10 protein-coding genes and 1 tRNA gene are annotated in these 13,211 nt (G+C 63.0%); 5 read left to right on the top strand and 6 right to left on the bottom strand.

Annotated elements, in window-relative coordinates:
• Window positions 1-4: 4 nt before the first annotated feature.
• Window positions 5-262, bottom strand: a complete 258-nt coding sequence (locus DBV08_RS02205) for a mycoredoxin (RefSeq protein ID WP_003942350.1) — start codon at window positions 260-262, stop codon at window positions 5-7.
• A gap of 103 nt (window positions 263-365) precedes the next feature.
• Here DBV08_RS02205 and DBV08_RS02200 point away from each other — a divergent pair, with 103 nt between their 5' ends.
• Both DBV08_RS02200 and DBV08_RS02195 read left to right on the top strand, forming a co-directional pair.
• Window positions 366-2,504 carry an ATP-dependent DNA helicase UvrD2 gene (locus DBV08_RS02200; protein WP_124566383.1) on the top strand — a complete coding sequence of 713 codons (2,139 nt, stop codon included), beginning with the start codon at window positions 366-368 and terminating at the stop codon, window positions 2,502-2,504.
• Between the two features lie 513 nt (window positions 2,505-3,017).
• Window positions 3,018-3,341 (top strand): WhiB family transcriptional regulator, encoded by a 324-nt coding sequence (locus DBV08_RS02195; RefSeq protein WP_095969131.1) that lies wholly within the window; start codon window positions 3,018-3,020, stop codon window positions 3,339-3,341.
• 26 nt (window positions 3,342-3,367) lie between these two features.
• Here the strand turns inward: DBV08_RS02195 and DBV08_RS02190 are convergent, their stop codons facing one another.
• From DBV08_RS02190 to DBV08_RS02180, 3 genes are all read right to left on the bottom strand, one after another.
• Entirely contained in the window at window positions 3,368-4,711 is a 1,344-nt protein-coding gene (locus DBV08_RS02190; protein WP_185564398.1) for an AarF/ABC1/UbiB kinase family protein, read from the bottom strand.
• Window positions 4,712-4,715: 4 nt separating this feature from the next.
• Entirely contained in the window at window positions 4,716-5,654 is a 939-nt protein-coding gene (locus DBV08_RS02185) for a hypothetical protein (RefSeq protein ID WP_124566381.1), read from the bottom strand.
• Between the two features lie 101 nt (window positions 5,655-5,755).
• The gene (locus tag DBV08_RS02180; RefSeq protein ID WP_095969133.1) at window positions 5,756-7,156 is read right to left on the bottom strand and encodes a zinc-dependent metalloprotease; all 1,401 of its coding nucleotides are present in this window, start codon (window positions 7,154-7,156) and stop codon (window positions 5,756-5,758) included.
• Between the two features lie 123 nt (window positions 7,157-7,279).
• On the opposite strand from DBV08_RS02180, the gene DBV08_RS02175 reads away from it, so the two are divergent.
• The gene (locus tag DBV08_RS02175) at window positions 7,280-8,302 is read left to right on the top strand and encodes a PDZ domain-containing protein (RefSeq protein WP_185564396.1); all 1,023 of its coding nucleotides are present in this window, start codon (window positions 7,280-7,282) and stop codon (window positions 8,300-8,302) included.
• Window positions 8,303-8,328: 26 nt separating this feature from the next.
• Here DBV08_RS02175 and DBV08_RS02170 read toward each other — a convergent pair whose 3' ends face one another.
• On the bottom strand, window positions 8,329-8,931 hold the full coding sequence (locus tag DBV08_RS02170) for a PPA1309 family protein (protein WP_019747831.1): 603 nt from the start codon (window positions 8,929-8,931) through the stop codon (window positions 8,329-8,331).
• Between the two features lie 174 nt (window positions 8,932-9,105).
• On the opposite strand from DBV08_RS02170, the gene DBV08_RS02165 reads away from it, so the two are divergent.
• Window positions 9,106-12,021: a UPF0182 family protein gene (locus tag DBV08_RS02165; protein WP_251012067.1), complete on the top strand. Its 2,916-nt coding sequence runs from the start codon at window positions 9,106-9,108 to the stop codon at window positions 12,019-12,021.
• 90 nt (window positions 12,022-12,111) lie between these two features.
• Here DBV08_RS02165 and DBV08_RS02160 read toward each other — a convergent pair whose 3' ends face one another.
• Window positions 12,112-12,666: a transglycosylase family protein gene (locus tag DBV08_RS02160; protein WP_095969135.1), complete on the bottom strand. Its 555-nt coding sequence runs from the start codon at window positions 12,664-12,666 to the stop codon at window positions 12,112-12,114.
• Between the two features lie 448 nt (window positions 12,667-13,114).
• Between DBV08_RS02160 and DBV08_RS02155 the strand changes: the two genes are divergently transcribed.
• Window positions 13,115-13,188, top strand: a tRNA-Met gene (locus tag DBV08_RS02155).
• Window positions 13,189-13,211: the final 23 nt, after the last annotated feature.

The following is a 13,211-nucleotide window of genomic DNA, read 5'->3' as shown; positions in this document are numbered from 1 at the left end:
AGATCTACAGACCCAGGGCCTGCTTGACCTGGTTGAGCGACGGGTTGGTCGCGACGCTGCCGTCTCCGTACTTCACGGTCGGAACGACGTGATTGCCACCGTTGACGCTGCCGACGAAATCGGCTGCCGCCGGATCGTTCTCGATGTCGATCTCGGTGTACTCGATCCCCGACGCATTGAGCTGCGTCTTGAGGCGGCGGCAGTAGCCGCACCACGTGGTCGAGTAGATGGTCAGGGCAGGCGCATTTTCGGTAGAAGTCACGGCCGATATAACACCACGACCGTGAGCGTTGTTCCGTATCGGGCCGTGTTCTCTTGCCCACATACCGTCGGGCGCGGCGTTCGGAGTGTCGGAACGTCCTGCCATGATGGTCCCCATGCCTGCGGACACCGGACTGGATCCAGAACAATCGGCCGCCGTGCTCGCGCCACGCGGCCCGGTGTGCGTCCTCGCGGGCGCTGGAACAGGCAAAACCCGAACAATCACGCGCCGGATCGCGCATCTGGTTGCCGACGGTCATGTGTCGGCCGGGCAGGTGCTTGCCGTGACATTCACCGCGCGTGCGGCCGGGGAAATGCGCGGGCGTCTTCGTGAGCTCGGCGTCGGTGGGAGTGGGCCGCAGGTGCAGGCTCGTACCTTCCACGCGGCCGCCCTCCGGCAACTGAAGTACTTCTGGCCGCAGGTGGTCGGTGACACGCCGTGGCGTCTGCTCGATCGAAAGTTCGCGGTCGTGAGCAGTGCCGCGGCCCGGGTGGGACTGTCCACCAGCACGGAAAGCGTCCGCGACCTCGCCAGTGAAATCGAATGGTCCAAGGCGTCGCTGATCGCACCGGAGGACTACCCACGCGCGATAGCCAAGATTCGTCGCGAGGCGCCGGTCGATGCTGCCAAAGTGGCCCAGGTCTACGCGGCATACGAAGAACTGAAGGCTCGCGGCCAGGACGGCATGCTCCTCGATTTCGACGATCTCCTCCTTCACACAGCGGCTGCGCTCGAAGAGCATTCGACGGTTGCCGACGAGTTCCGCGAGCGGTATCGATGCTTCGTGGTCGACGAGTATCAGGACGTCACCCCGCTGCAGCAGCGCGTGCTCGACGCGTGGCTGGGGGACCGCGACGACCTGACCGTGGTGGGCGATGCAAATCAGACCATCTACTCCTTCACCGGCGCCACCCCGAACTATCTGTTGGACTTCTCCCGGAAGTTCCCCGAAGCGACCGTCGTTCGGCTCGAACGGGACTACCGCTCCACCCCTGAGGTCGTGTCGTTGGCCAACCGTGTGATCGGTGCGGCGCGGGGGCGGATCGCGGGGACGCGCCTGCAGTTGATCGGGCAACGAGCACCGGGCCCTGAACCGGAGTTCATGGAGTTCGACGACGAACCAGCCGAGGCACTCGGGGTTGCGCGGGCGATCAAACGGCTGATCGCAGCAGGTACCCCCGCCGCCGAGATCGCTGTTCTGTACCGGATCAATGCTCAGTCCGAGGCGCACGAGCAGGCACTCACCAAGCTCGGCATCCCGTTCCAGGTGCGTGGCGGCGAGGGCTTCTTCACTCGCACCGAGGTTCGTCAGGCGGTGGCGGCGCTGCGTCAGGCCGCCGGACGAGACGACCTCCCCGAAGGCGCAGACAACGGCGAAGCACTGGTGTCACTGGTTCGTGCTGTACTCGCACCACTCGGTCTGACCAATGAAGAACCTTCGGGCACCCAGGCCCGCGAGCGCTGGGCGTCGCTCTCGGCTCTCGTGGCGCTGACCGAAGAACAACTCGTCCACGAGCCCGAACTGTCGCTCACCGGGCTTCTGCAAGAGCTCACAGCCCGAGCCGAGGCGCGGCACCCACCGACCGTGCAGGGCGTGACATTGGCTTCGCTTCACGCCGCCAAGGGGCTCGAATGGGATGCGGTGTTCCTGGTCGGCCTCAATGACGGCACCCTGCCGATCCAACACGTTCTCGGCGACGCCAATTCGGGTGCCGACGACGTCGCCGTGGAGGAGGAGCGTCGGCTTCTGTACGTGGGGGTTACTCGCGCCCGCGAGCATCTGCAGCTGTCGTGGGCATTGGCTCGCAACGAGGGTGGCCGCAAGTCCCGTCGCCGGTCGAGGTTCCTCAACGGGCTCATTCCCGAGGACTCACCGGCTTCACGCGTTGCCGCGCCGTCATCGGGGAACAAGAAGCGTCCGCGTTGCCGAGTCTGCGGCAAACCGCTGATCGGGACGTCGGCGACAATGCTCGGACGCTGCGAGAAGTGCCCGTCCAATGTCGACCTGGAATTGCTCGAACATCTCAAGGCTTGGCGTTTGGACAAATCCCGAGAACTCAAAGTTCCGGCTTATGTCGTCTTCAGCGACAACACGCTGATGGCTATTGCCGAACAACGACCACAAGACAATCGTGGACTGGTCTCGATTCCCGGAATCGGGCCGAAGAAACTCGACAATTTCGGCGAAGACGTACTAGCTGTCATTCGCGGTGAACTGCGAGCGGCAACACTCGATATCTGACAACACATCCGAATCGACAACCGTGAGTTGCATAACCGCAGGTCAAAAATAGGTTGTGCAGATTCGACGGATTCTCTACTCTGGTTTTCAGTGTTACGGGGCAACCTGTGCGCAGAAACTATCCGGACCGACACGAAATGGAGGTGGCAAAAAAATGACGAACTTGATCTCTTACGAAGCGTGCGCAAGCGCAAAGTTCGCTGTTGCCGCCCCCATGCTGCCGCGTGCAGCGGGATGGGCGCAGCATGCGTTCCGCCTGCGCCCTCAAGCAGCAGCAAAGAAAGCAGCTGTCGAGTCCGTGTTCTTAAGCCATCGAGGTATTCCTCGGTAGGACACATCCGTTCACTTACGGCCACGGACCCGCAGCCCCTGCGGACCGTGGCCTTTGTGTTGGATACTCCTCTTGATCTGGTTTCCGACTCGGCTCAGGTTCGCACCCATCGAACCCATATCGTGCGACACAGTTTCGCATCCGAGCACTAGGAGACCGAGTTGTCTGCCCAGACAATCCGCGTGGAATCCGAAAACTCCACCACTGCAGTAACTTCCACCGACGTCACTTCGGCTGCAGTCACGTTCATCGAGGCCGCGTCCACCCGCCGCGACCTGCCGTGCCGGGCATCCAACCCCGATCTCTGGTTCGCCGAAGCTCCGGCCGAACTCGAGCAGGCCAAGGCACTGTGCGCGCAGTGCCCCATCCGTTCCCGTTGTCTCAGTGCGGCTCTCGACCGCGCCGAGCCATGGGGGGTGTGGGGAGGCGAGATCCTCGATCAGGGGGCCGTCATAGCGCGCAAGAGACCGAGAGGGCGCCCACGCAAGCAACTTGTGTGCGCGTGAGAGCCCTGTTCGGCGGAGCCGGTGTCTTATTCGGCGGAGCCGGTTTCATCCAGAACCGGCTCCGCGAACCCGGGCAACCAGCGAGTCAGGATTTCCATGTACGGGGCATATGCGTCCAACTGGGCGCATATGCCGACCGAACCGAGAAGAACTCGGAAGATCATCAAATACTCGGCCGGAAGGTTGAGTGCACGGGCCGTTCGGAACTGCGCACTGTTGAAGTCAGTGGCAGTTCCGGCGGCCTTTTGCAGCCACGCTCGAGTGAAGTGAAATGACTCGGTCTGGATCGGGTCGGTGAATGGTCGCAGGTAATCCGCGATCTCCTTGTCGGTCACTGTGCGTCCAGGAATCACGAAACCGTTGGCGCGCAACAACTCCGTCAATTCGTCGAATTGTTCCTCGACCGCCAAGCGCACCATCGTGCCGAGAACCCGCGGCAGCCCGTTCGGGAACGGCGCAGCAGCACCGAAGTCGATGACGCCGAGTCGACCGTCTTCGAGAAGCATGAAGTTGCCGGGGTGCGGGTCACAGTGGAGCAAGCCGACACGGGCCGGAGACGCGAAGTGGAATTCGGCGAGCAGTGCACCGGCAGCATTGCGCTGCTCCGGCGTTCCGCTCTCGATGATTCTGGTCAGCGGGGTTGCCGTCATCCATTCGGTCACGACCACTTTCGGCGCGCTCGCCACGACGTGCGGGATCACGAACTGCGGATCGCCGTCGAACTCTCTGGCAAAAGCTCGCTGATTGTTCGCCTCGATCCGATAGTCGAGTTCTTCCTCCGTGCGAGCGGTGAACTCCTCGATCACGGGCCGCACATCGACCCCCGGCATGACCGAACCGAACAGGCCGGCGAACCTGCCCAAGGTCTTGAGGTCGGCGCGCAGAGCTTCGTCGGCGCCGGGGTACTGAACTTTGACGGCTACATCGCGGCCGTCGGCCCAGACCGCTCGGTGAACCTGCCCGATGCTGGCCGACGCAGTCGGTTCGTCGTCGAACGACTGGAATCGGTCACGCCACTTGGTTCCGAGTTGCTGGTCGAGCATCTTGTGTACTTGCTTTGTCGGCAGTGGCGGGGCGGCGGCCTGAAGCTTGTTCAGCGACTCGCGATACGGCTCCGCGAATTCCTCCGGAATTGCCGCCTCCATGACGCTGAGCGCTTGGCCCAGCTTCATCGCGCCGCCCTTGAGTTCGCCCAGCACCGCGAACAGTTGCTCGGCGGCCTTCGCGCTCAACTGCGCGTCGATCTCGCCTTTGTCGCCGCCGGCGAGCTTGCGTCCGAAGCCCATGGCGGCGCGACCAGCCATCCCCAAGGGGATGCTCGCGAGTTTGGCAGTACGGGCAGAACTCTTGCGTGGGATCTCGGACACCACACCATCATGTCTGACTGGGGCGTCCTTTGCCCGAAACAGGTGCCAGGTATTGGCAACTGCAGGATATTTGCCGAGGCCAGCGCCTGGTTGTGATCCGATACGGACGCAGCGCGATCTCGAGCGTCGACGACAGACTGGCCGCAGTAGCCGCACTGGGCAGGTCCTCGACACCGGGTAGGTCCAGGGCACCGAGAGTCGCGTCGATCTCGGCCAAGGCGAGCGCGACACTTGCATGGATCATCGCTGATTCCGCGTGACCCGCGCTGCCGAGTAGCTGCGCGGACAGATGAAGCCAATGAGGGTCGAGTTCGGATCGGATGATGTCGGCGCACCGCAGGCAACTCGACCGACCAGGCAGGACCAGAGGGCCGACCACACCGTTACCGTCCCGGATGCGGACGGAAAGGTGGGGGAGTCCGCAGCGAACGAGATCGCTCACCAAACGTGGATCGGTGACGACGTCGTCGGCCAGGACCACCAGTTGCTCGTTCCACGAGCGCACGACATCGGTGTTGCGATACCCGCGCGAGCGGCGCGTGCTGACCCCGCCGGTGACCAGTGCGCGCTCGACGGCGTCCGAGAGTGGACCGACGCCGTGGATCCGGACCGTCGCGGTGTTACTGCGGGCAGTGTGGACGAAACCGGAATCGGCGAGTTGCACGAGAAACTGCTCCGTCACCGACGTGGGAATCCCGCGCCTCGACGCTTCCCAGAGGATGGCGGCGCGGGATTTCGATCCGTCCATCGTGCGCAGGATCGACTTCACTGCGCGAGCATCGACCCCGGCAGGCAGCGTCAGCAGGACGGCACGTCCGGGTGTCCATCCCAGCTGCAGTCGACCGTCCGGGCGCGACAGAACAGCGATCCGCGGGTCCCATCGGGGCCCCGCGGATCGCTGTGAAGTGCTGTTCTGTGTGGCGTCGTGTTGCCTGTCACCGGTCATCGTTCGATGCTGGCATGGCGTACGTCCTGCGAGTCTGCCTCAGCGGCAGTTATCCACAGGCCGTCATCGTGGCTGATCTGCGAAAATGTGTCACGAAGAGATTACTTGTCTTCGTCGTCCTCGCGGGTCTTGTCCATCGCTTCCTCGGCCGCACGCTCTTTTGCCAGGACGGCTTCGAGCTGGGCGATCGGGTCGTCGAAATTGCCGGTGTCGCCGCCGCCGAGGACACGGGCGACAAACCCGTCCGGTGCGTCGAGATCGCTCGAATCAGGCATCAGGTCGGGATGTGACCAGACGCCGTCGCGAGTATCCATACCGGCTTCCGCGGTGAGCTTCTGCCACAATCCGGCCGCTTCGCGGACCTTGCGAGGACGAAGTTCGAGTCCGACCAGCGTCGCAAAGGTCTGTTCGGCGGGGCCGCCGGTGGCACGGCGACGACGCAACGTCTCGCTCATCGCGGCAACACCGGGCAGTCGCTCGCCGAGTGCGGCGGTGACCACCGTCTCGACCCAACCCTCGACCAGTGCAAGCAGTGTCTCGAGACGCTCGAGAGCAGCCTTCTGCTCTGGAGTGTTCTGCGGCTCGAACGTGCCCTGCTGCATCAGCGCCTCGAGCTTGCTCGGATCGGTGAGAGCGGAAGGGTCGAGGTCCTTGGCAAACTCTTCCATCGCCGAGAAGTCCATCGTGATCCCGCGGGCGTACTCCTCGACTGTGGCGAGAACACGCTGGCGCAGCCACGGAACGTGACTGTAGAGGCGCTGATGGGCCGCTTCACGTGCGGCGAGGAACACGAGAACTTCCTGATGCGGCTGTTCGAGACCCTCACTGAACGCCTGAACCGCAGCGGGGAGAAGGGCCGCGGTGCCTTCGGGTCCGAGGGGCAAGCCGATGTCAGTGGAGGAGAGCACCTCGGTGGACAGTTGGCCGAGTGCCTGGCCCAATTGCGAGCCGAACGCGAGTCCACCCATCTGGCCGAGCATGCCCAGCATCGGGCCCGCCATCTGCTGCGCTTCGGCGGGAAGTCCTTGGACCCACATGCCCGCTACCTTCTCGGCCACCGGATCGCAGAGTCGCTTCCACGTGTCGATCGTGTTGTCGAGCCAGTCGTTGGGAGTCCAGGCGAGAGTGCGGCTCGCTCCGGCCGGGAGCGTTGTCGCGGCGTCCAGCCACATCTCGGCCAGGTGCGCTGCGTCGGCGATCGCCTTGACGTTGCCCTCGGTGATCGGTGTGACCGATCCGATCTGTTGGCGTGCCAGCTTCTTGGCGATGTCGTAGTTGACCGGGCCGGACGTACCGCCCTGGCCCATCGACGAGCCCATTCCGCTCAGCATCTGCCCGAACTGGGTGAGCATCTGGCCGAGTTGAGCCGGATCGAATCCCTCACCGCCCGCGCCGAACCCGAACGGCATGTCACCACCCCCGAACGGATTGCCACCCGCCGCGTTCTTGTCGCGATCGGGATCGTCGTCGGAGTTGGAGAAGCCGAACGGCATATTGCTCATACCTCAACGGTACAAGGCTCGAGCGGTCGGAGTCGCCCTCCGAGTCACGCTGACGGCGAACACGCGCGGCGCTCAGGCGGTGCGATCGGCGCTCCGGCGCCGTCGCGCTTTACTCTGGATCAGGTGAATCGACGGATAGTGACGCTCTTGGCCGCACTCGCACCCATCGTCGTGTTGGGAGTCGTCGGAACAATGGTCACTGTTCCTTATGTCGCACTCGGTCCGGGCCCCACTTTCAACACGCTCGGCGACGTCGACGGTAAGCCCGTCGTCGACATCCAGGGGACCGAGGTCGATCCCACCGACGGCAACCTCAACATGACAACGGTGTCGGTTCGCGACGGCCTCAACATCTTCGAAGCGTTCGGGCTGTGGGCGAGTGGCAGCAACGGACTCGTCCCACGCTCGGAGATCTATCCGCCCGAGAAGTCGAAGGAAGAGATCCAGCAGGCCAACACCGCCGATTTCCAGCAGTCCGAGGACAGCGCCGAGTTGGCTGCACTGCACTTTCTCGGCAAGCCGGTGGCACTCACTGTGTCCAAGGTGACTCCGGACGGCCCCGCTGCGGGTGCCCTGCAAGAGGGCGACGTCCTGGTCAAGATCGGCGACACTCCGGTAACCACCATCACCGGCGTTCAGGACACGGTCGGTGAGATCGCGCCCGGCACCGCGATCGATGTCACCGTCCTTCGTGAGGGTGTGGAGACCGTTGTGCCGGTCACGGTCGGGGCGCGGCCCAACAAGCCCGAATCGGGTTACCTCGGCGTCACGCCGAACGAGGTCCCGGACGTTCCCTTCACCGTGCAGTTCAACCTTGCCGACATCGGCGGTCCCTCTGCCGGACTGATGTTCACACTCGCCTTGGTGGACAAGCTGACACCGGGGGAGCTCAACGGCGGAAAGTTCGTGGCCGGGACGGGCACCATCGACTCCGCCGGCGAAGTCGGTCCGATCGGCGGCATTCGGTACAAGTTGATCGCCGCCTCCGAAGCCGGTGCGGAGACCTTCCTCGTGCCGGCCCAGAACTGTGACGAGGCGAAACAGAATGCGCCGGACGGGCTTCGACTCGTCAAGGTCGACAACCTGCCCGGCGCAGTGGACTCACTCGAGAGTCTCAACACGGGCGGCGACGCACCCCGCTGCTGAAAGCTGTTTGCAGAATAGAGAGTCCGTCAGTCTTCTTCGACCTCGTCGAGCGTCGCGTACAGCGCGTGCACGAGGTGAGGTGCAAGACCGTCGTAGGTGAGCAGTTCCAAGTCGCCGTACGGATCCGCATCCTCGTCGGGACGCATCTGTAGAAGCGACAGCGAAGGACCGTCTCGCAGCACGCCGACGAACAGTCGCGCTTCGCGTCGATCGGGATGCGCGTTGGCAGTCAGTCGGGCGACCTCGTCCGCCGCGTGCTGATCGGTCAACACCGGCGCTGTCGCGTGATCGAGATCCGATTCCGCCTCGGGCGGCAGGACGACGATCTCCTGCACCAGGATGCAGCCCTGCACCGACTCGGGCCAATGGGTCGTAGCCAGGAACTCGTCGAGTGCGCGAGAACCGCCGATGATGTCCTCGGGAAGCGATTCCTGTTCGATCGGTGTGTATTCGGCGCCCTCGGCGAGTTGGTCGAGCAGTCCGGGCTCGGCCGCGGCGAGCATTTCGGTGGGCACCAACGCGTACAGCTTCGGCGGTTGATCCCAGCCTTCGGCGTCGATGTGGTCGACAACTTCATGAACGCACCGGGCGAGGGCACTCGGTGATCTGCTCATATTCTCTTCACTCACACGTTCATCCTCCCACCTTCTGTCCGTGTCCCCGCTCTCCGTGTTGTCAACCCGTGACCGTTGGTACGTAGAGTGGTCGGAAACGGCCAAGTCCACTCGGGCGTGGCCGCAGTGATCGATGCAATCGGTTGCGACGCCACGGCGTCGCCAAATCTTGGAGCGTGGCACGTGGGCATGCGGCCCCCCGCAGGTTTACCCTCTCTGTCCAGACGCAGTCGAATCTTGTTGGTGGTGGCTGTCGTAGTGGCGGCCTTGCTGCTCGTGGGGCCGCGACTGATCGGCATGTACACGGACTGGTTGTGGTTCGGTGAAGTCGGCTTCCGTGGTGTGTTCACCAAGGTTCTGCTGACGCGATTCGTACTCTTCCTCGTCGTCGGAATTGTCGTCGGAGCCATCGTGTGGCTCGCGATGCTTCTCGCGTACCGCGCGCGTCCGGTGTTCGTCCCGGTTTCCGGACCCAATGATCCGATCGCGCGCTACCGCACCACCGTCATGTCGCGGCTTCGTCTGTTCGGCGTGATCATTCCGGTGGCGATCGGCATCCTGTCCGGTCTCATCGCGCAGGCAAACTGGGTCACCATCCAGTTGTTCCTCAACGGCCAACCGTTCGGCATCACCGATCCGCAGTTCAACATGGACGTCGGCTTCTACACGTTCGATCTGCCGTTCTACCGTTTCGTGTTGAACTGGTTGTTCGTCTCGATCCTGCTGGCCTTCGTGGCAAACCTGATCACCCACTACGTTTTCGGTGGAATCAAATTGGCCGGGCGCGCTGGAACATTCACCACTGCCGCTCGTATTCAACTCGCTGTGATCGCTGGAACCTTCGTGCTCCTGAAGGCGGTTGCGTACTGGTTCGATCGGTACTCGTTGATGTCGAGCAGTCGTAAGGAACCGACGTTCACCGGTCCGGGCTTCACTGATATCAACGCGGTGCTGCCGGCGAAGCTCATCCTGTTGTCCATCGCAGTCATCTGCGCCTTGGCGTTCTTCGCCTCGATCTTCACGCGGGATCTTCGGATACCGGCCATGGCGGTCGCTCTCCTGGTTCTTTCGTCGGTGCTGGTAGGTGCGGTCTACCCGATGATCGTCGAGCAGTTCTCCGTCAAGCCCAATGCGGCGCAGAAGGAGAGCACGTACATCGAGCGGAACATCGAAGCCACTCGTCAGGCGTACGGGATCACCGAAGAAAACGTCGACTACGTCGACTATCCGGGAGTTGGCACCAAGCAGCCCCAGGATGTTCCGGCCGACCGGACCACGATCGCGAATACCCGCTTGTTGGATCCGACCATTCTGTCGCCGACGTTCACAGCTCAGCGTCAGCTCAAGAACTTCTACGGGTTCCCGCAGACGCTCAACGTCGACCGTTACGAACAAGACGGCCAGTTGCGCGACTTCGTTGTCGCAGCGCGTGAGCTGTCGCCGAACAACCTTTCCGGCAACCAGACGGACTGGATCAACAAGCACACGGTCTACACGCACGGCAACGGTTTCGTCGCGGCCCAGGCAAACGAAGTCACGGCCGTACAGGGCGACAGCCAGAACAACACCGGTGGCTACCCGATCTACTCGGTCAGTGACCTGACGACCACACCCGAGAACGAGAATCTCAAGGTGGACAATCCGCGTTCGTACTACGGCGAGGTGATCAGCCAGTCGGACGCCGATTACTCGATCGTCGGTTCCGTCGACGGCGAGGGACCGCGTGAGTACGACACCGACACCTCGAAGTACACCTACACGGGTTCGGGTGGCGTTTCGATCGGCAACTGGTTCAACCGTCTTGCATTCGCGGCGAAGTACACCGAGCGCAACATCCTGTTCTCGAGTGCAATCGGCTCGAACTCCAAGATCATCTTCAAGCGTGATCCGAAGGAAAGGGTCGAGGAGGTCGCGCCTTGGCTGACGACCGACGGCGCTGCCTACCCCGCAGTGGTCGACGGCAAGATGCAGTGGATCATCGACGGCTACACCACTGCCCAGGACTACCCGTACGCGCAGCGCAGTTCGCTCGACGGGTTGGTCGAGGACAGTATCGACCAGACGACCGGGCGCCTCATTCCGCGTCAGGAGTTCTCCTACATCCGTAACTCCGTGAAGGCTACGGTCGACGCCTACGACGGCACCGTCACGCTGTATCAGGTCGACGAGCAGGATCCGGTTCTGAAGGCGTGGATGGGGGTCTTCCCGAACACCGTCAAGCCGAAGAGTGAAATCTCGGACGACCTGCAGGCGCACTTCCGCTACCCGGAAGACATGTTCAAGGTTCAGCGAGAGATGCTCGCGAAGTACCACGTCGACGATCCGAGTGAGTTCTTCACCAACAACGCGTTCTGGTCGGTTCCGAGCGATCCGACGATCGACACGTCGGCCAACCAGCCGCCGTACTACGTGCTGGTGGGCGACAAGGACACCGCGAAGGCGGATTTCCGTCTGACCAGTCCGATGGTCGGGTTCAGTCGTGAGTTGCTGTCGGCCTACATCTCCGTGGCGAACGACAAGGAGAACTACGGCAAGTTCACGGTGCTTCAGTTGCCGACCGATACACAGACTCAGGGTCCACAGCAGGCTCAGTCTGCGATGACGTCGGATTCGCGTGTTGCTTCGGAAGTGTCACTGCTCAAGCAGTCGAACAAGATTCAGTACGGAAACCTGCTGACTCTGCCGATTGCCGAGGGCGGAATCCTCTACGTCGAGCCCTTGTACTCGCAGCGAAACTCGCAGAACGCGTTCCCTCAGTTGGCGCGTGTGCTGGTGAGCTTCAGCGACACCAACGGCATTCGGATCGGTTATGCACCGACCGTCTCCGAGGCGATCAGTCAGATTTGGCCGGGCGCAGGTTCGGCAGCGACGGTCACCCAGCCGGCACCCGATCCGGATACCGGAGCGCAACCGGAAACGCCGACAACTCCGACGGCGCCGGCCCCGCCGGCTTCTTCGGATGACGTATCGAAGGCGCTGGCCGAGGTCAATTCGGCAATGGCGGCATTGAAGTCGGCGCAACAGAGCGGTGACTTCACCAGCTACGGTGCTGCGCTCGACCGCCTGCAGAAGGCTGTCGACGCGTACCAGGCGCTGCCGAGGTAAGCGGAGTCAGTTCGTGAACAAGAGAAGGCCCACCATCCGATCGGATGGTGGGCCTTCTTGTGTGCTCAGGGTGAAGCTGTACGAGCTGAATCAGCGCAGTGCAGCAACGATCGGTGCGTTGGCATCGGCGAGCTGCTGGAACTGTGCGGCGAAGCCGTACTGGCCGGCGAGGTCACGAGCGGTCTCGTAAGCCTGCTGTGCGGCGGGCTTGAGCTCGGCCGGAATCTCGATGGCGGGAGCAACTGCGGGTGCCTCGGCGACGGGAGCCGGTGCTGCGGCGGGAGCCTCTTCGACTGCAGGCTCGCTCGCGACGGTCAGACGCTGGCCGCAGACGGGCCATGCGCCGGGGCCCTGGCTCTGCAGGGTGTTCTCGGCGACGCGGATCTGCTCTTCCTTGGAAGCGTTGGCCGGCGAGCCGGTGCCACCGTTGGCGGTCCAGGTGCTCTGCGAGAACTGCAGGCCGCCGTAGTAGCCGTTTCCGGTGTTGATGTTCCAGTCGCCACCGCTCTCGCACTGTGCGACGCCGTCCCAGTTGTGGGTGGCTGCGGAAGCGGTGCCGGTGCTCATGGTGAGGGGCACTGCGACAAGTGCGCCGGCTACTGCCAATGTGCCGAATGCACGCTTGCTGATGCTGGTGTACGTCATGTCGGGGTAAATCCTCTCCGCGCTTGCTGACATCGGCGGGCCTGCGGGTCGCGGTGATGCTGACTTCCCGGGCGCTTGTCTCTCCGTGCCTCTGCCCCTCGAAGGTTTCGGGGGTTCCGATCCCGCGGGGCAGAGTCGAGCAGCGGCGGGTCGGCGTTCGCCCGGTTGATTCGGGCCGGGACCGACCGTACGGGAGCGCTGAACGAGGGTCGATTCGCGATTTTCCGGACTGCCCGGTCGGCTCTTGTAGGCGAATTTTGCAGTTTGCGCTGGTAGGGCCGTTCCGATGCGGTTTCGAGGTGTGTTCGTTACATACCTGTTATGTGTTGATCCTCACGAGTATTTTGTGAACCCAGTCACTCGAATTTGTGACTTTCAGGCGTGTATTTCGCTCCAGCGCAGGCGATTTGCGTTCCGTTCATCTGCTCGTGTAACTTTGTCCATGCATCGCGGGGTGGAGCAGCTCGGTAGCTCGCTGGGCTCATAACCCAGAGGTCGCAGGTTCAAATCCTGTCCCCGCTACTAGAAAAGGACCGCCGCACTGG

Origin of the sequence: Rhodococcus sp. KBW08 (assembly GCF_003852455.1) — a bacterium.
In the GTDB taxonomy this organism is placed as follows: Bacteria; Actinomycetota; Actinomycetes; order Mycobacteriales; family Mycobacteriaceae; genus Rhodococcus_F; species Rhodococcus_F baikonurensis.
Note: the sequence above shows the minus strand (reverse complement) of the source record. Positions and strands in the feature narration are given on the sequence as shown.

Bases quoted from the DNA above. Each gene is read 5' to 3' on its own strand.
- DBV08_RS02180 (WP_095969133.1), bottom strand. From the start codon at position 7,156: ATGAGCAATATGCCGTTCGGCTTCTCCAACTCCGACGACGATCCCGAT.
- DBV08_RS02165 (WP_251012067.1), top strand. From the start codon at position 9,106: ATGCGGCCCCCCGCAGGTTTACCCTCTCTGTCCAGACGCAGTCGAATC.
- DBV08_RS02185 (WP_124566381.1), bottom strand. From the start codon at position 5,654: ATGACCGGTGACAGGCAACACGACGCCACACAGAACAGCACTTCACAG.
- DBV08_RS02160 (WP_095969135.1), bottom strand. From the start codon at position 12,666: ATGACGTACACCAGCATCAGCAAGCGTGCATTCGGCACATTGGCAGTA.
- DBV08_RS02200 (WP_124566383.1), top strand. From the start codon at position 366: ATGATGGTCCCCATGCCTGCGGACACCGGACTGGATCCAGAACAATCG.